This is a genomic window from Hohaiivirga grylli (genome assembly GCF_039655745.1).
Lineage (GTDB): Bacteria > Pseudomonadota > Alphaproteobacteria > Rhizobiales > Beijerinckiaceae > Hohaiivirga > Hohaiivirga grylli.
The window spans coordinates 244,546-264,915 of sequence record NZ_JBBYXI010000003.1 but is presented as its reverse complement, the minus strand read 5'-3'; the positions used below and the strand labels follow the sequence as shown (position 1 = coordinate 264,915).

The following is a 20,370-nucleotide window of genomic DNA, read 5'->3' as shown; positions in this document are numbered from 1 at the left end:
AGGCATAGCCACTCTGAGTAAGCAGAGTAAATTCAAGATGAGGGCCTTTTGAAGGAAGCTGTTGTGGACTGGGATAAAATCAGGGTTTTCTATAATGTTGCCGAGGCTGGCAGCTTTACCAAAGCAGGTGATGAGCTGGGCCTCAGTCAATCAGCTATCAGTCGTCAAATCAGCGCCCTCGAGCGTCATCTGAAAGCTCCTTTATTCCACAGGCATGCGCGTGGTCTTATCCTAACGGAACAGGGTGATATCCTGTATCGCGCAGCTCGTGATATGCGCATGCGTATCGAGACAACACAGGCTCGCCTCTTCGAAACCAGTGAAAAGCCATCAGGTACGCTCAAGGTCAATACAACTGTTACCTTAGGCTCATTCTGGCTGGCACAAAGAATATCGGAATTTACAGACCTCTATCCCGATGTTCACATAGAACTCATCCTGACCAATGAAGAGCTGGATTTATCCATGCGTGAGGCTGATGTTGCCATTCGCATGCGCCGCCCGGCCCAGCCTGATCTGATTCAGAGACGCCTCTTCACCATTCACTATCACACCTATGCTTCACCGGATTACATAAAGAAGTTTGGTGAACCTAAAACAATTTCTGACATTGATGAGCATCGACTTGTCTCATTTGGTGGTGATGAGCCTTCTCACATCCTTGCTGTTCACTGGCTCGCAACAGCCGGAAGAGATATCAATAATCCGCGTCCCTGCCACTTACTTGTAAACAACATTCTTGCCTTGAAAAACGCGATTAAAACGGGAACAGGCATTGGCGCCCTCCCCGATTACGCTGTTGGACAAGACCCAGATCTTGTCCAGGTTCTGCGTGATGTTGAGATGCCATCTCTTGATAGCTATCTGGTTTATGCAGAAGAAATGAAATCGGTTGCCCGTGTTCAGGCCTTCCGGGACTTCCTCGTTACCAAAGCTCAACGCTGGTCCTTCTGATCAACACAGATTGCACCATCTAAGCAGTTCCCTCTGCTGGTTAAATGCGTTAGTGTATTTTTCGTAACAGGCCCCTAAGGGATAATAGGGAACCGGGTGCAATTCCCGGGCTGCCCCCGCAACTGTAAATGGCGAGCCTTACGCCTCATGCCACTGGAGTAATCCGGGAAGGCAGCGTAATCAGCAAAGACCCATGAAGTCAGGAGACCTGCCCGTTACATCGTCCTTCAAGCAACCGGGTGGGTTGGTTGATCGGGTGCTCCCGGGTGACGATATCGATGTAACCACGCGGGCAGAAAATGAAATTAACGACCCCCCCATTGAGACTTCAACAGATCAGCATAGGCCAAATCAACCAATGCTAAGATTTCTCGCGGCGCTCACAGTTACCTTTTCCTGCCTGATAACTGCAAATACCGGACACGCAGAACCGAAGCGTATTGTTTCGCTCAATCCCTGTCTGGATACTGTTTTAATATATGTTGCAGATCGGGAGCAAATTGCGGCCCTCAGTCACTATGGCAGAGATCCGGAATCTTCAACAATCTCTGAGATTGCTAAAGACCTGCCATATGTTTCCGATAGCGCAGAAGAAATTCTCAGCTTAAAGCCAGACCTTATTCTCTCCGCTGGCCATTCTTCACCTGCAACACGCAAGGCCCTTGAACAAATGGGCTTGCCGAGTCAGATGTTCACTGTTCCCAATACACTGCAGGATAACTATGAGCAGATCAGACGTATTGCCTCTCTTGTCGGGCATCCTGATCGCGGCGAGGCATTAATCAGTACAATAGATACAGCCATAAACCAGATGCGCCCGGCATCAGCTGCAACCAGATATAAAACCTTGATTTTGCAATCCAGTGGTCTTGTCGCTGGCTCTGGGACATTAATTGATGAAATGATGACAATAGCTGGTCTTGATAATGCAGCCAGTCAATACGGCATCTCTCAATGGGGAACGGTCAGTCTTGAGCAATTAATAGCTGATCCTCCGCAATTACTGCTAATGGATATGGAAAACAATACGAAGCCGACATGGGCAGACCGTATTCTACATCATCCGGCTTTAACGAACCCAAAAGTCAGCATGAAACGTGCACCTATTCCGCAACCATTTTTGTATTGTGGTGGCCCGGTTATCATAAAAACGGCCGAGGCCCTTAAGAAAGCAAGAGATATAATGGAGAAAACACCATGATCATCAGGCAAAGAAGCCTTCTGATCGGGCTGACACTTATTCTGGTTATTCTTGCTGCCATAAGCTTAAGTGCCGGGAGAATATGGATACCGGCAGAGGTATGGTGGAACCATCTGTTCTCAAATACTGCCTATGATCCACGCTGGGCCATCATATCGGAACTTCGCCTCCCACGGACCCTGCTGGGTATCATCATCGGTGGTGCTCTCGGTCTTATGGGGGCTGCCATGCAGGGCTACACACGCAACCCTCTGGCCGATCCCGCAATTCTAGGCATATCAGCAATGGCAGCCTTTGGTGCTGTCATGAGCCTCTATCTTGGCCTTGTCATCCAGAATAACTGGACACTGCCTGTCATGGCAATGTTGGGGGCTATTATCGGTGTCATTCTGTTACTTGCCTTATCCGGGCTCACATCTGGCGTCATCACCTTCATTCTGGCTGGCATCATCCTGAATACCGTTGCAACAGCTGGCGTATCTTTAGCTCTTAATCTGGCACCCAATCCATGGGCTGTCAGTCAGATTGTAAACTGGTTGATGGGGTCTCTTGCAGATCGCTCATTTGATGATCTCTATACCGCGTCACCATTCATTATTATTGGCTGTCTCATGTTGCTCTCCACCGGCAAAGCACTTGATGCTCTCACATTTGGTGAGTTGGGGGCCCGATCTCTTGGCATTAATCTCAAATCCACCCGCTGGATACTGGCTATCGGGGTTGGATTGGCAACCGGCGCAGGCGTTGCTGTTACCGGTGTGATTGGATTTATCGGCCTCATCACACCGCATCTGATGCGACCATTCGTTGGTGCGCGCCCAAGCAGGCTTTTACCTGCCAGTGCATTGGCCGGAGCTTGTGTTACTCTCGCAGCCGATATTCTCGTCCGGCTAATCCCATCTGTGGTTGAGATCAAGCTTGGCGTTGCCATGGCAATTCTAGGCGGTCCATTCTTTCTTGCACTACTGATTGCAATGCGTCGGAGGCTTACATGAGTACACTGTCTGCCTCTGGCTTATATGTCAGCCTTGGCCAGAAATCTGTTTTGAAAGATATTGATCTCACATTCAAATCAGGTCAGGTCACAGCCATTGTTGGCCCTAATGGCGCTGGAAAATCCACGCTTCTTACCTGTCTTTGCGGTCTGCGGGCACCAACAACAGGCCAAGTGTTCCTTGATCAGACACCGCTCCTGTCCATGAAATCGGCACACCGCGCGCAAAAGCTCGGCTTTCTCCAGCAAAATCCAGAGATTGCATGGGCTATTGATGTGCTCACAATGGTCAGTCTAGGGCGCACACCATATGCTGGTTTCAACAAACTGACAGCCGTTGATCATGCGGCTGTCAACAGAGCCATGGCACAGACAGATATGCTCCCCTTTGCTGATCGGGATGTGACAACCCTTTCTGGAGGTGAACGCGCACGTGCTATTCTGGCACGGGCTCTTGCCGGAGAACCGGAATGGCTTCTTGCAGATGAACCTTTTGACGGGCTGGATCCTCGCCATCAACTTGAAGCCGTCAAAATATTCCGTGAAATGGCTACTACAGAAAGTAAGGGTGTCATTGTCACCCTGCATGATCTTACCTTAGCTGCACGGCTTGCTGATACCATCATCGTTCTGGCAGAAGGCAAAACCATTGCCATCGGCACTCCGGAAGAAGCCTTGACGCCGAGTATCCTTGCAAAAACCTATGGCGTGGAAACCCGAACAATAATGAGCGAAACAGGCCCCATTATTCATATTGTCGGCCTGTCCCGCTAAATGTGTGTTTATGGGAGTCCATCTCCCATAAACTTACTCACCTCTGTTCGCAGCAACCGCAACATCAGCTGCCTTGCCAACTAATTCAGACATATGGCTGAACTTCGTAGAGAAGGTACCAACCCCAGCTGTGGCAGACCTCAGTTCGATAATCATATCACTAATTTCAGCCTCTGGGATTAATGCCTGAAGTATATCCCAGCCCTGCCATCCGGGCCGGGCATCATAGCCCAGTATCTGCCCGCGTCTGGCAGAAACAAGCGCACTGGCTTTAGCGATTGTTTCACTTGGAACAGCAATATCAACGGCAAGAACCGGCTCCAGCAGAACCGGCTGAGCATTCGGCAATGCTTCCTGCAATCCAATCTTTGCGGCCATTTGAAAAGCCGCATCAGATGAATCAACCGCATGATATGAGCCATCGGTTAAAGTCACGGCAATATCAACGACAGGGAATCCAAGTATGCCTTTACGCAAACCATCCTTAATTCCTGTTTCCACCGACGGGATGTATTGTTTCGGCACCACACCACCCGTGATTTTATCATTGAAGACAAAACCTTCGCCACGAGGCATCGGTGCAATCTCAATCATGACATCACCATACTGGCCATGACCACCTGACTGCTTCTTATGACGTCCACGCGCACTGGACTGCCCTTTGATGGTCTCGCGATAAGCCACTTTAGGTTGTGATGTATGCACCTCAACCTGATAGCGGGATGCAAGCTTTTCCAGCGCAACCCGAAGATGCATTTCACCTTGCCCATGCAGCCGGATCTCACCCAGATCAGGACGTGTCTCAATAATGTAGGACGGATCCTCTTCCGCAATTTTTGCCAGACTTGCAGTCAGACGTACATCATCTTTGCGGTCCTTGGTTTTAATAACCATGGCATAAACCGGTTCCACAGCCTGTAACGAAATAACCGGTTCAGGCGCAGTCTTTTCTGTCGTAAAGCTTTCACCTGTTGCAATATTATCCAGCCTTGCAAAAGCAGCAACATCACCTGCAACAGCTTCGGCAAGGCGTTGCGTCTGGCCTGGCTTCATGACAGTCAATCCGGCAATGCGCGTTTCACCTCCGCTACTTCCGGTGACCGTATCACCTTCAGTAAAACGACCACGCAGAACACGGGACAAACTTATCTTGCCACCATGTGTCGTGTGAAATGTCTTAACAACATGAGCGAGAGGTGGCCCTTCAGCCTCCAGCTGCAATCGATCCAGTGTCTGGGCAAGTCCCGGACCATCATGGCGCAGAGTCTTTAAAAGACGTGTCACCCCATTGGCGCGCTCAGCAGAGCCAAAAAGTACCGGAACAAGATTACCGGCTCTGAGATCTTTGGTAATTTCATCAAAGACCTGATCACGAGGTGGTTCAATCTCGCTGATCAAGCCTTCCATCAGCTTGTCATCATAATCTGCCAGTTTCTCGAGCATCTCGAAACGGGCATCCTTCTCACGCCCGACATCACTGGCAGGAATATCAACAACCTCACTTTCAGCATGCTCGCGATAGATCGCAGCCCTTTCAAGCGCCAGATCAATATAACCAACGGCAATACCATCTTTCCAGATGGGAATTTGCCGTAGCAGCAACGGTGTTTTTGATGCTGGCTGTAGAATAGACAGGGTGTCATGAATACGCTGGGTTGCAGCATCAATCTTATTAATGAAAAGAATACGCGGTATACCCGCCTCTTCCAGCTCTTTCATCACCACTTCAAGGGCCGGGAGCTTACGCTCATCTGCTTCACAGACAACGATTGCAGCATCACAGACCGGGAGTGTCGCACGCATATCCCGCAGGAACTCTACCGAACCGGGGCAATCAATAAATGTCATGGTTTCGCCGAGATACGATACCGTCGCAACATTCGGCTCCGTACTCATAATATGGGCGCGGGCCTCGGCACTTGCGTCACCATAGGAAGAACCATCAGCAACACGGCCAACCCGTTCGAGGGCCCCGCTACGCAATAAGATGCTTTCCAGAAGAGTTGTCTTGCCGCTCTGAAAGGGGCCAACAATTGCGAAACAACGTGACCCCTTACCTACTCTGCCATTTTTAATTTCAATATTTGCCATGACGCGGTCCTTCCCAAAGCAATGGGGCGTTCTATCAGGTGGACCAGCGACTGGGCGTCAGCCCACTCAAAACGCATGTGCTATGCTTGACCGGAAACCAAATCTTGGCAAGTCATTTTCTTAGACTTTATTGTCGAGGCGCATTGCCGCAGTTCAGAATAGTTTTTTACGCAGTAGCCTTTTCAAGAACTCTCTTTTAAGCTGGGCTTTATTAGCTGCCGAATAAATTGATATGGAGGGCAAATATGGATCTTGGTATCAGAGGTAGAACGGCTCTTGTCTGCGCCGCCAGTAAAGGCCTGGGTCGTGCTTGCGCAGTTGCACTTGCTCAAGAAGGTGTCTCTGTCACCATCGTTGCCCGTGGCGCAGAAGCACTGGAACAAACGGCACAGAACATTCGTGACATCATTGGCGTTGAAGTCAAAACCGTTGCAGCCGACATCACAACACCCGAAGGCCGTCAACAGGCGCTGGCAGTTTGCCCCTCACCTGATATCCTGATTAATAATGCGGGTGGCCCACCACCCGGCGACTTCAGAGAGTGGGATCGTGATAAATGGATTGCCGCACTTGAAGCCAATATGCTCACCCCCATTGAGCTGATCAAGGCAACTGTTGACCAGATGATTGCCCGGAAGTTTGGCCGCATCGTCAATATCACCTCGTCAGCTGTTAAGGCCCCAATTGATATTCTCGGCCTATCCAATGGTGCCCGCTCCGGACTGACAGGTTTCGTTGCAGGCATAGCCCGCAAGACGGTTCGCCACAACGTCACGATAAACAATCTGCTCCCCGGTCCATTTGAGACGGCCCGTTTACAGCATACACTGGAAGTCAGGGCCCGGATGTCCAAGCTCTCTGTCAAGGACATCGCTACTCAGGAACGCGCAATGAACCCTTCAGGCCGTTTTGGTAACCCCGAGGAATTTGGAGCAACATGCGCCTTCCTCTGCAGCGACAAAGCCGGCTTCATCACTGGTCAGAACATCCTCATGGATGGCGGCGCCTATCCGGGAACATTCTGACAAAAAAGGCGCCCGATCCGGCGCCTTTTTTCATACCGTAAGCTTACCACTTCACATTGACACCGAGACGGCCATCCCAGGCTTCGCGGCCTTTGTTGTCGAGCGAGTGATTATAGCTGCCTGTACCAAAGACGGAGACGCTCTCGCTGATCTGTCCTGAAGCACCGACACCGATTTCACCCCATGTTCCTGTCAATGAAGAGGAAATGGCAACCGGGTTGTAACCGTAAACGTTGGAAACAGTCGTCTTGGAATCCCCCATGAATTCATGCCACAGGTTTACACGAACCCAGGTTGAGAATGGCATGGAATTTGATACCTCTCCACTGGCCCATGTCTTGTTCAGTCTTAAGCCCAAGCGCCCGCGCAGGGAATCCGTATCGGCAATATTAAACTGACCATAGGCATCGTTGAAGCTGCCAAATGAAGTGTTCTGGTAAGCAAGCTGGGCCTGCGGCTCAAGTGCCAGACCATTACCCATATCATAGGTATAGCCGCCTTCAAGTGATGCGATGAAACCAAATCCATCCGGCTTCAGCTTCTGGCCTTTTACAGATTTGGCATCTGTCGCGTACCATGTCCCCTGCAACACGGCATCGGTATACCAGCCGCCATTGTCCTTATGGGTCCAGTAGGCACCGATGGTGTAGGCATCAGAGTTAATATCACCGGCCTTGCCACCGTTGGCGGCTTTTACGTTACCGCTGATATTGCCGTATCCGACATAGACACCAGCCTTATCAACCGTTCCGGCCTGCTCCTGACCAAAGATATCAAGACCAGCCTGAATACCACCAAACGTGTAGTCGTAACTCGGACCACGCTTCTCAAAGCTACCGACATCACGAATACCACGGTCACCGATCAGGCGGGCCCAGCCACCTGCAAACAGTTGCGGCTCTCTATTATCATATGATGCAGCACTACGTGCTACCGCCCGGTTACCGGAAGCATCTTTCACATAACGGTCCTGATAAACCGACTGCGAACGGATAACCGGCATATCACCGACACGCTCATGCAATGTGTCCAGCATGGCGTAACCATATTCCGTTGCAATCGGTGCAATGGCAGATGCCAATGGAACCTCAACGCGATAATTCTGGATGGTCGGCATTGCAAAGGAACGGACAGCCGAACCCGTATAGGCGACATTATTGCCAGAATTGCCACCAACTGTCTTGTTACCACCGTTCGTGGTAATCGTTCCTGTTCCCGTTCCTCCACCATTATCAATAGTGCCTGTATCAACAAGAGCACTCGTTAGATAAAGGTTCGTAGCATTACTTCCCGCACCGGGAAGCAGGCTGTATTCATAGGCACCGGCGGCGACACGACCAGACAACTGGAAAACACCAATCGCACTGTCACCCTGACCGCTGGTCTGTATCAGCAGAATACCATCCCCGGTTGTCGCGGCTCCGAGACCACCAGCATTCACCACTGTAACATTTGTTGTCGCATTATTGGTGATAGCCCCTTCAATCACGAGACGATCTGTTAGGGATGCGCTATCGCCCAGCACGGTATTAAAGACAATTGTACCGCCATTACTGACATAATCACCAACTGTCAGAACTGTTCCGGGCTGGCTGACTGAGCGTGAAAGACCATTTGACTGGGAGAGAGACTGGTTAAGCCAGACAGTACCGGCGTTATCAAGGGCTCCGATCTGCTGATTGAAGCCGGCAACATCAAGAGTTGCGCCATCCCTGACCGAGAAATCAGAGGCCGCACTGAATGTCTGCTCGCCACCGGCCCGCAGGATACCACCATAAACCGTTGTCTCACCTGCAAATGTATTGGCACCTGTCAAGGTCGTCGTACCTGAGTAGATATCCATATTGGCTGTACCGGCAACCAGGGGAGCGAACTCATAGTTGCTGTCGGTATGGTTAAAAACAATCCGGCCACCGACACCATCAATACGCGGCGCTTCCACTTTACCAGAAGCGGCAGCAGCCTCACCGGCAGCAGCACCAATGTTGAGAATTGCTATGTCACTTTCCAGCGTAATCCGTGTCTGAACAGAAACCAGCCCGCCATCAGCAACGGTTATTACACCTTGATCATTTTCAATACCGGTACCGGATCGCAACTCAGAACCAGTACCACTAATCAGGGCTATCGGTATCCCCTCTGCAGATGCAGGCCCAAAATATATACCATCATTCACAGTACTGACTTTGGCACCATCTCTAATAGACAAAGCACCATACCAACCTATACTGAAACCATTGCTGAACGTAAGCGCAGATTCAGAACCTGTTACGACAACATCTGAATAATATCCGGCTCTTCTTTCGTCTGCAGCACCTGCATTTTCTATAGTGAAACTACCATAGATACTACCTCTACCTGCATTGACAACAGCACCATCAGAAATCTCAAGATGTCCTGTCCAACCATATGTATTGAAACCGTTTGCTGAGGAATTGCCAGTACCGACTGTCAGGTTATTCTGGGAAGCGGTATCCTGTGTAATATTCCACTCGGTTCCCTTACCCGTAACAACAACACGAGCCTGTCCACCTATTGTAGTTGGGGCACTGTTGTCTAGGTTGTAAAATCCAACATTCGCAGTTCCACTTGTGACCTTTGCCCCGTTGGAGATTGTCAGTGAACTGTTGCCGTCAGATGCAACGGAAAGCTTCCCGTCGACATTCCATTGTGAAACGATGGCTGCATTGGAAGCGGCAGCCCCTGAAACAACTGCCGTAGCACCGGAAAACAGGGACACATTCGTGGAATTGATCACACTGCCGGACAGAACTTCCACCTTACCGGCTGAAGAGAGCGAACCACTGTTCCACACGCCACGGTTCTGCAAAACGACAGAACTGCTGGCACCAACTCTGCCAGATGCGCCAGTTACAACCGCACTATCCTCAATCTGAAGCGTACCTTTTGATGAAGCATCCGTTCCAACAACGATGGCATTCGTATTGGTCCATATCGTTCCAGCACCTGTTACCTTCAGCGTACCATCACCACCACCACTGCCGAGGTAAGTTGAACCACCTGTTACGTCGAGAACAGCCGTGCCTGAAATCGTCAGAATACCGACACCGCCCTCTTCACCAATCCACAGACCATTGCCAATATTCAGGGAAGCATTGGCTCCATCAATGACAGCATTACCGTTACCGACAGAACCACGGCCAATGTGCATATCCTGAAACACGTTCTGTGTTTCATTGGTCTTGATGGACAGATTGTTGGTATTTCCGGCCTTCGGGTTTCCATACTGATCAAAAACCGTATCACCGATCACCAGTGTATCCGCATCAATAGCCCATGCATCCTGCGTGAACAGCGGAGCACCAAGAGCCAGCATCATCGCGAGAGAGAACGAAACCGAACGTGAACGGATGATCCCCGTACGATCCTGACGGAAAGCTGTATAAGAAAAGATAGCCATGTTTATGCCCCGTAGCGCAGGAATTTATCTAATTAGATTTAGAAATTAATCCTACCATCTTATAGAGACAGTTAATGGTCAACGAATTGCCGCCAAAGCAGTTAACCAATTATGACCAGATATTCCGGGCATTAAGTTATGCCTTCAAGAATTATTTATATTATTCTTGTGTTTTCACAAATTAAGACCGCAACATATTTATAATAAATAATCCACAATATTATAATTCGTTATTATTTTATTAAAACAACATCAAAAATGGCTGGAAAAACCGATTTTCAGTTCCAGTAATATTTAACTGTACATTGATACGGAGGCGCCTGTTTGATTTCCGGTTTTCCCATCACCCTGGCTTCCCTGTCATGGTCTCAGCTGTCGACAATCAGGAAGACATTCATAAATAAAAAAGGCGCCCAAAAGGCGCCTTTCTCAATAATATCTTTTTGGTTTACCAGGTCACATTGACACCAATACGACCACTCCAGGCTTCACGTCCTTTATTATCAAGCGAATGATTATAGGCACCTGTTGCAAACAATGCTGTTCTATCGCTCACCTTACCAGAAACACCAGCGCCAATCTCACCCCATGTACCACCCAGTGAAGAGTGAACAGGAACCGGGTCAAGACCCATAAGGTTCGTCACTGTCGTCTTTGAGTCACCCATAAACTCATACCAGATGTTACCACGTAGCCATGCATTGATCAGACGTGGCTGCGCCTCAGAGCCTGCATTCCATGTTTTTGCAACACGCACGCCAATACGGCCACGCAGCGAGTCACCGTTATCAATACTGAACTTGCCATAAGCATCCCTAACATCATCAAATGAAGTTGTCTGGTAGGCAAGCTGGGCCTGTGGCTCAATCGTGATGCCATTGTCGAGTTTAAAGCTGTAACCACCTTCAAGAGAGGCAAGGAAACCATAACCATCCGGCTTCAGGTTCTGCCCTTTGGAGGATTTGGCATCCACAGAATACCAGGTATTCTGAATAACAGCGTCTGTATACCAACCCTGTGCGGAGTAATGGGTCCAATAGGCGCCGAGGGTATAGGCATCCGTTTCGATTGAACCGGCATTAGCCGTATAAGTTCCTTTCACGCGAGTATTGATACTGCCGTACCCAACATAGATGCCAGCCTTATCAGTTGAACCATCAGCAGCTTCACGGCCATAGACATCAAGGCCAGCCTGAATGCCCCCAAACGTGTAATTGTAATCAGGTCCGTGGGACTGGAAGTTGTTATTGTCCCGAATACCGCGATCACCGATGATACGTCCCCATGCACCACCAAACCACTTCTGGTTATCAGATCTGCTGACTTCAACCTTTACGACCTGCTTTTTACCATTCTTGCCCCGAACAATCCGTTCCTCGAATTTAGGCTCAGATATGGTAATAAAATTATGGGCAACACGCTCATTGAGGGTACCGAGCATGGAGTATCCATATTCAATAGCAACTGGCGGAATAGAGGCAACCAGAGGAACTTCTACACGGTAGTTTGGTTTTTCCGGTTCGCCGGGCATTCCCGGCACCGTTCCTGTATCCTCTGCTGTATTACGCAGATACCAGCTTTCCTGTCCGTCTTCACCGCCACGATAAAGCCCATATTCATAGGCACCTGCCGCAACGCGCGAACCGAGTATGAAGGCCCCCATAGCAGTCGTTGCACCACTTGAAGCATCGACAACCTTGATGCCATCACCTGTCGTGTAACCGCCCAGACCACCAACATCCGTGAAGTTTAAAAATGTCAGACCAGTTGCAGAGCCTGTGGCCTTCAAAACAAGCTGATCTGTCGGACTACTGTTATCGCCAAGAGCAATATTCATGTAGAGCATACCATTCTGACCACTATAATTTGTAGAAGTCAGGCGAACACCCGGTATTCCATAATTTGTATTCAGGTAAATACTGCCAGCATTATCAATGGTATCAATCGTCTGATTGAAACCCTGAAGTCTTAAAGTGCCGCCGGCATGAACGGTTGTTGCTGATGCTGAGCTGAAGACATCAACACCACCTGCCTGCAGGATTCCACTATAGATATTGGTTTCGCCGCTATAATCATTGGCAGCTGTCAGGATTGTCGTGCCACTGTAAACATCTACGGCACCAGCACCTGTCATCATTGGTGAGAAGGTATAGTCATTAGAGGTATGATTAAAGACAATACGGCCTTCACCGTCACCGAACAGGATTTCAGATGCACTAATCTGCCCAGGGGCAAGAGCTGTATCTGTTGCAGCAGCACCGATATTAATAATACCAGTGGAGCCCGCATTCGTAGCAACATACAATGTGCCTTCAGCAGCTTTAGCAGTCCCGTTATCGGTCAGTGTCAGCTCACCGTAACCACTTTCGCCAATCGTCATTGCACCCGTACTGTTCCAGGCTGAACCTGCACCGGTAATCGTCATTCTGGCAATGGCTGAAGCATTGACACCGAGTGTACCTGTGCCTCCGTTATTCAGCTGACCAGCAGAAGCAATGGTGATGTCTGTATTACCACTGTCACCGGCAATCAGATTGTCAGATATATTCCAGACACCGGCAGTTCTGATATTGACCGTCGCGGTAGAACCGACTTCATTACTGATGTAACCACTGACTGACCGAACTTCACCACTGCCTTCGATCGTCAGATTACCAGTTCCGAAAACTGCGAGGGTAAGATCACCGTCATTATCCCATAATGAACCTGCACCACTGACAGTAACGGTACCTGTATTATTTACACCGACAAAGCTCTCTGCATTTTTGACAGTGCCACCGTCAGTAACATTAAGATTACCCGTGCCATAGAGGCCAACGGTCAGTCCGCCACTGTTTTCCCATAGTGAGCCATTGCCACTAACGGTCACAGTTCCCGTTGCTGGCTCTGACTCTCCCAGATAGCTTTCAAAACTTGTGACTTTACCACCATTAGCGATGGTCATTGTGCCCTTACCGTAAGCCCCCACAAAGAGGTTACCATTAACCTCCCAGAGAGACCCGTTACCACTGACACTGACAACACCTGTAGAGTCTTCTTCCCGGGCGAGATAGGCTTCAGTACTTGTAACAGTACCAGCATCCTCAATGGTAAGTGTTCCGACGCTACCCGGTCTCATACCGATAGAAAGCTCACTGTTATTCGTCCAGACTGAACCACTGCCAGTTACAACAACATCTGCTTTTGAGTTCTCACCCTGCGCAACATAAGCCTCATTATTGGTAACAGTTGCTCCGGCAGAGATGGTCAGGGATCCTTGGCTGTCCTCATAGTTCCCCATAATAAGGTTGCCAGCGTTTTCCCATGATGAGCCATTGCCTGTTACAACAACTTTTCCTTTTCCAGTACCGGAGACTCCAATATATCCGTCTGCGTTTGAAACCGTGGCTCCATCCTCAATAATAAGCGTACCCTCTCCCGAACTGCCGACAGTCAGAGTACTGTTATTAGTCCAGGAGGACCCTGCCCCGCTTATTGTTGCAATACCAACGCTGAATTGAGAATTACCTACCGCACCCTCATCACTTGTAATCATGCCACCATCTGTGACAACAAGAGTGCCGTTTCCTCGTTCTCCGACAAGGAAATCATTGTAGGCTTCTACCAAGGCGCCATTCTGAACATAAAGAGTTCCTGTACCGGTTGCAGTATTGCCGACTATAATTCGGCTAGAGGCTGTTACGGTTGCACCTTCGTCAACGGTCATGACGCCTGTGCTCTCATGGCCAACAAACAGATACTCAGTTGTCCATATGGAATCTGTACCTGTGACCAGAGCGGTTCCCTGTGAGCCAACACCCGTACCCACTCTGGCCTCACCAGTTGTGAAACTCCCGCCATCGGCGATAGTAAGAGAGCCTTTGCCAAAGAATCCAATGGACATAGCATCGGCATTTACTGTCCATGATGATCCAGCCCCAGTTATGAGAACTTCACCTTCTGCCCCTGCAGCCCAGCCAATGTAACTGTTGTCCGCACTGGTAACAGTTGCGCCATTGGAGATGGTCAATGAGCCTTTGCCATTATAGCCAACAAAAATATTGGCATTATTGTTCCAGGTTGAATCAGTACCGGTTACAGTTACAGTACCTGTCGAACCTGTATTGAAACCGATATAGCCATAGAAATTTGAAACAGTCCCACCGTTTTCAATCGTGAGAGTGCCTGTTCCCGAGTGTCCGACATACGTGGACCCATCATCGCTCTCACGATCATTGTTCCATGTTGATCCGGGACCGTTTACAATAACAGTGCCCTGAGAGCCTGCTTCATATCCAATAAAGCCATCCTTATTAATAACTTCGCTACCGTTGATAATTTCAAGTTGACCGGATGTCGTATTTCCGATGATCAGCTCAGTCGGCCCAACGTCCCATGGAGACGGTTGATCATTCGGTACGATAACAGTCGTACCACCATCTATAATCTGTTGTGCCTGAACAGTCGGGCTGCATAGCATGAAAGCAGCTATCGCAATAACTGAGACGGATTTAATATGAAAAGCGGCAGACTTAGATGTAACAGTTTTAGTAGACATTTTTAGGCAATCCATCTGAATTATGTTTTCCTGCTCAAACTTAACTTTGATCCGAAATTAAACGCCCCTCGAATCATCGTCGTTTGTATTAATTTTTATGTATTTTATAGTTAATAATTGTTTAATTTTTATTTTAAACTCAATGCATATGGCATAATATTCTACTATACGTTGCATGATATTGGGGGATTAAATTTTAAATAAGTCGCGCCTTTCTAAAGTCAAAAAAACACCGAATATATAAATACCCGGTGTTCTTAAATTTAACCTTGAAGCTTTGGCTTCCCTACCACATCACATTGACACCAATGCGACCACTCCAGGCTTCACGACCGTTGTTATCAAGTAAGCGGTTATAAGCCCCCGTCACAAACAGCGAAGCCTTATCGCTGACCTGACCGGAAACACCAGCTCCGATCTCACCCCAAGTACCGCCAAGGCTTGTTTTGACCGTTACAGGATCAAGGTTCTGAAGGTTGGTTGCACTTGTCTTGCTGTTCCCCATAAACTCATGCCAGACATTTGCGCGTAACCATCCTTTGATCAGACGCGGGCTTGCTTCTGTGCCAACATTCCATTCCTTCGTGGCGCGCACACCCAGACGACCACGAAGCGTCTCTGAATCTGTCAGCAGGAACTTGCCATATGTATCCGTAATCTTGTCAAAAGACACATGCTGGTAGGCAATCTGCGCCTGAGGCTCAACCGTCACACTGTTGGAGAGTTTGATGCTGTAACCTGTCTCGGCTGAGAACACGACACCATGTCCATCAGATTTGAGCTTCGGCCCAAGAACCGAATTAGCCTCCGTATTATACCAGGTCGACTGGGCCACAAGATCAGTATACCAGCCCTGTGAGGAATAATGCGTCCAGTAGGCACCAACCGTATAGGCATCCATCGATATGGTACCGGCTTCACCATCGTAAGCACCGTTTACATTGGATGAGGCCTTACCATAACCAACATATACCCCAGCCTTATCCTTCGAACCTGATGCCGTTTCCCGGCCATAGATATCAAGTCCGGCCTGAAGGGACGCCATTGTGTAGTCGTAATCAGCACCACGCTGTTCAAAATTATTGACCTTACGGCTTCCGTGATCACCTGTCAGACGTCCCCAGCTTCCCTCAAACCAGTCCTGACGGTCTCCCGAAGGAGCAACTTCAACCATTGCAACCTGCTTTTTATCATTCTCACCGCGAATGATACGCGCCTCTGTGACAGGCGCGAGCTTCTTCTGGACAACATAATCACCAACACGTGCATGCAGGGTACCGATCATCGCAAAACCATACTCCTGAGCAACAGGTATGATCGAAGCAGCCAGCGGGAATTCAACACGATAATCAGGTTTTTCAGTCGTTTCTATTTCTGGAAGTGTATTGCGCAGATACCAGTTCTGCTCACCACCACTGCCACCACGATGCAAACTGTACTCATAAGCACCTGCTGCAACGCGATTGCCCAACATATAGAAGGCATCAGTTGATGTGGTTGCATCTCCAACAGCCTTGATGATCATAATACCGTCACCTGTCGTATAGCCACCAATGCCACCGGTATTATTGATATGCAGAAGCGTCTGACCCGTTGCCGAGCCTGTAATCACCAGTTGATCTGTCGGGCTGTCATTGCCAGCAAGTGCGGTATTCAGGCGGAGGTTGCCGCCGTCACCACGATAGTTACCGACTGTCAGCTGGCTACCTGGAGCGCCAGACCGGGTATTGACGTAAATCCAACCGGCATTGTTCACACGATCAATCGTCTGGTTATAACCAGCCATATCAAGTGTTCCGTCTGTCCGGATATCTGTCAGGGAAGCCTGACTGAAAACACTCTCACCACCTGCCTTGAATGTACCACTGTAGATGGTTGTATCTCCGGTATAATCATTGGCTGCCATCAGAACCGTTGTTCCGGCATAGACATCAACAGCACCCGCACCACTCATCATAGGTGAGAATGTATAGTTATCAGAGGTATGGTTGAAGACAACACGGCCCTCACCATCACCAAACTGGATTGTTGCAGCCGTTGTTGAACCGGGGTTCTCAGCAACTTCACCGGCAGCAGCACCAATATTGATAATACCTGTTGAGCCACTATTGACTGCAACATAAAGCTTACCATCAGACGGTTTTGCAACGCCATCATCGCGGAGAGTGAGTTCACCATGACCGTCAACACCAACAGTCATAAGACCATCACTGGACCATGTGGAACCACTGTCTGTAATCAGCATCGTGCCTGTTCCACCTGCCCCGACACCGAGAGACGCAATCCCATCATTATGGATACGACCAGCAGAACTGATCTCAATATGACCGGTACCGGCAATACCAACCAGCATATCTGCCGTTGTCGTCAATGAGCTGTTGTTACTGATTAAGACCTGACCTTCTGAAAAACCAGCCTGACCCACATGGATATTATCGGAGCTGACAAAGCCTTCTTGCTCAATATTCAGCGTCGCTTTACCCGCATCGGCAATTGTCAGATCAGCCGTGTTCGACCACGTGGAGCTGTTACCGGTGACAAGAATATTTGCCTCTGAACCGACCTGCTGCCCGGCAGTCGCATTGGTGCTGTTCACCTGCCCGGCATTGGTAATGTTAAGCTCACCCTGACCTGCATCGGCAACCACAAGATCATTCATCGTAGCCCAGAGAGAACCTGAACCATCAACATTGACAGTACCCTGAGCACCTACCTGAGCGCCAATAACAGCATCGATATGAGTTGTCTGGCCACCAGAGCGTACATTGACTGTACCGGTACCGGCATCTGCAACAGTCAGTTTATCACTGAGCGTCCAGAGGGCATTAGCTCCATCAACATTGACAGTTCCATCAGAGCCAGACTGGACACCGATAATGGCAGTTACGCTTTCCAGATGACCGCCGCTGGAGATATTGATGATACCTTTACTTGTATCAGCATCAGCAACAATCAGCTCCCCAGTATTTTGCCATGTAGAAGTAGCCCCTGAAACAGAACTACCGATATTGACTGTTCCATCAGAGCCAGCTGAAGAACCAATAACACCGGCAGCACTTTCCACCTTGCCGCCATCTGCAATACTTACCTCACCGGTACTGTTACTGTTGGCGACTGTCAGCTTCTGACTATTGGTCAAAAGACTACCCTGCCCTGTAACAGTGACAGTACCTATACTGTTAAGTGTATCACCTACAACACTGTTAGTAGAGGAAACCACGCCGCCATTGCGGATGTTCAGAATACCCGTTCCGCCGGTCTGACCGATAGAAAGCTTATCAGCATTGGTCCATTGTGAACCGACACCATCAATCGTGACCGTTCCCTTACCATTTGTATAACCGACAACTGCAATCTGTGAGCTTATCTGGCCGAATGTATCGACGACAACCTCTGCATTACGGTTAGTATATCCAACAATAAACGAGTTACTGTTCACCCAGCTGGAACCACTGCTGATTATGACGGAAGCAGTATTAAAGGCTGTGTTATTTAGTGAGTAACCAACATAGCCATCCCGAGTAGACAACAGGGCGCCATTTGTTAGGGTAACTCTACCGCTTGAGAATGTATGCCCGACATACAAATCTGCCGTATTGATCCAGACAGAGCCCGCACCATCAATATTGGTTATCCCAGTTGCAACTGTTCTGTTACCACCAACATAACCATTGACACTACGGACAATACCACCATCACTGATATTAAGGGTTCCGACACCACTATCACGCCCAATATCTATAATGGAATTTGCCGTCAAAGTGCTGTGCTGACCAGTTACTGTCACAGTACCGGTTGCATTCAAAGCACTTGTTGCAATCGTCAGAGAATCTGTTGTAACCGCTCCACCAGAGTTCACGATCAGCTGGCTGGACTGGCTTTGATAGGCACCAACAACCAGTGTGCTGTTATTAGTCCATGTTGAACCTGAACTCACCGTAACAATGTGCGTACCATAAACCCTGTTAGCTGCACTCTGGCCAATAACGGCAGAGCCGGTTGACAATTTTGCATTATTGGTAAGGTTTACTGCAGCAACGTAATTATTATCAAACGCGGACAGAACCCATGCCTGTGTGTTGATCCATTGAGAGCCAGCACCATCAATATTGGTAGTGGAGTTGCCTATTTGGGCTGTTCTACTGGATAGGGTCCCTTCATTCTTAATATTCAGGATTGCGCTGTACCTGATTATGGACCCTATAGTAAAGCTGCCCGTTGAAAGCTTGGAGTGACTATCCTGAATAGTTACAATCCCGGATTGAACACTAGTACTACCACTGGTAACGGTTCCCTTGTCATCAATAACCAACTCAGGGTTGGCCCCAGAGAGCAAAAGTGTGCTGGTCATTGTCCAGTCAGCACCGGAAGTAACTCTCGCATAGGCCGTCGAGTCATAATAGAAGCCAACAGTCCCTGTCGTGCTCGTTATTTTAGCACCATTCGATATAACAAGACTTCCAGTTGTATCAGGGCGTATAGCTGTTCCGCCATAATCACCACTTCCAACCATGATTTTTTTGAAAGTGCCTGTTGTTCCAACACCATCAAACACAGCTTCAGCCTTGCCTCTACCTCCAACCAGAAAGTAGTCAGCAGAAACTGATGCGCCATTATCAACGGTCAGAAAAGACTGAGATCCGAGTACATCTGACATCTGAAGCTTTACCTCAGTCGTACTGCTCATACTCAAGGAAGTTCCCGAACCACTTATTGTGACTTTCCCGATCCCACCCGCTGCAAAACCAATATTAAAGCCACCTTGATAAATGGAAACATTCGCACCATTCTCAACAATCAGTGTTCCATCAGTACTACCACCAACAGCTAGGCCCTCATTAGGTGCCCAGTTAGATGGATAATCTCCAGGTACAGTCACGATTGCCCCATTATTAATTGTAAGGGCATAAGCATCTACCGAAGCTACCTGTACGGCAAACGAAAAAACCGTAGCAGCTGCAAATGTTACTGAATGCGCACGAATGATAGAGCGCAAACAGAAGCCCTGAGAGCCTCCCAACAACTTCTTCATTTTCAGTTGCCCCGTTAGATCAGCCTACATCACTGCTTTTTTTTAAATTATGATGCTGGCTCTAAATTTCGGTTTTCGGTCATGAGAAGCATCGCGAATCTCTTGAAGGAATTATTATTGAATATGTTTATTATAGTTAACTGGTCGTTAATTATGCAATATATAAAATTTATCTTCACAATATATCGATATATTTTGATTCAAATTTTAATTTTGATTGATACAATTTTTTTGAAAATTCCATTATTTTTTAGAATTTTTTGCTACCAATGGAGAGCTTGAACTTCAAGTCTATATTGCTTTTGAAACAAGCGCGAAACAAAGACATATAAACTCCGATA

The 20,370-nt window shown here is 48.6% G+C and carries 9 protein-coding genes and 1 riboswitch; of the genes, 5 read left to right on the top strand and 4 right to left on the bottom strand.

Annotated elements, in window-relative coordinates; genetic code table 11:
* Window positions 1–63 precede the first annotated feature (63 nt).
* From WJT86_RS09390 to WJT86_RS09375, 4 genes are all read left to right on the top strand, one after another.
* Window positions 64–954 carry a LysR family transcriptional regulator gene (locus tag WJT86_RS09390; protein WP_346337306.1) on the top strand — a complete coding sequence of 297 codons (891 nt, stop codon included), beginning with the start codon at window positions 64–66 and terminating at the stop codon, window positions 952–954.
* Between the two features lie 51 nt (window positions 955–1,005).
* A riboswitch (cobalamin riboswitch) is annotated at window positions 1,006–1,184 on the top strand.
* Window positions 1,148–2,155 carry an ABC transporter substrate-binding protein gene (locus WJT86_RS09385; RefSeq protein WP_346337305.1) on the top strand — a complete coding sequence of 336 codons (1,008 nt, stop codon included), beginning with the start codon at window positions 1,148–1,150 and terminating at the stop codon, window positions 2,153–2,155. (Overlaps the previous riboswitch by 37 nt.)
* A complete protein-coding gene (locus tag WJT86_RS09380; protein WP_346337304.1) occupies window positions 2,152–3,150 on the top strand; it encodes a FecCD family ABC transporter permease in 999 nt (332 codons plus the stop codon). The genes WJT86_RS09385 and WJT86_RS09380 overlap by 4 nt, the downstream gene beginning before the upstream one ends.
* On the top strand, window positions 3,147–3,923 hold the full coding sequence (locus WJT86_RS09375; protein ID WP_346337303.1) for an ABC transporter ATP-binding protein: 777 nt from the start codon (window positions 3,147–3,149) through the stop codon (window positions 3,921–3,923). The genes WJT86_RS09380 and WJT86_RS09375 overlap by 4 nt, the downstream gene beginning before the upstream one ends.
* Window positions 3,924–3,956: 33 nt before the next feature.
* On the opposite strand, the gene WJT86_RS09370 is transcribed toward WJT86_RS09375, so the two are convergent.
* Window positions 3,957–6,014, bottom strand: coding sequence for an elongation factor G (locus WJT86_RS09370; protein WP_346337302.1), 2,058 nt, complete (start codon window positions 6,012–6,014; stop codon window positions 3,957–3,959).
* 245 nt (window positions 6,015–6,259) lie between these two features.
* Between WJT86_RS09370 and WJT86_RS09365 the strand changes: the two genes are divergently transcribed.
* A complete protein-coding gene (locus WJT86_RS09365) occupies window positions 6,260–7,039 on the top strand; it encodes an SDR family oxidoreductase (protein WP_346337301.1) in 780 nt (259 codons plus the stop codon).
* Between the two features lie 43 nt (window positions 7,040–7,082).
* Here WJT86_RS09365 and WJT86_RS09360 read toward each other — a convergent pair whose 3' ends face one another.
* The 3 genes from WJT86_RS09360 to WJT86_RS09350 all read right to left on the bottom strand — a co-directional run bounded on the left by WJT86_RS09360 (window position 7,083) and on the right by WJT86_RS09350 (window position 20,029).
* A complete protein-coding gene (locus WJT86_RS09360) occupies window positions 7,083–10,460 on the bottom strand; it encodes an autotransporter outer membrane beta-barrel domain-containing protein (protein ID WP_346337300.1) in 3,378 nt (1,125 codons plus the stop codon).
* 448 nt (window positions 10,461–10,908) lie between these two features.
* The gene (locus WJT86_RS09355; protein WP_346337299.1) at window positions 10,909–14,997 is read right to left on the bottom strand and encodes an autotransporter outer membrane beta-barrel domain-containing protein; all 4,089 of its coding nucleotides are present in this window, start codon (window positions 14,995–14,997) and stop codon (window positions 10,909–10,911) included.
* 286 nt (window positions 14,998–15,283) lie between these two features.
* A complete protein-coding gene (locus WJT86_RS09350; protein WP_346337298.1) occupies window positions 15,284–20,029 on the bottom strand; it encodes an autotransporter outer membrane beta-barrel domain-containing protein in 4,746 nt (1,581 codons plus the stop codon).
* Between the last annotated feature and the right edge of the window lie 341 nt (window positions 20,030–20,370).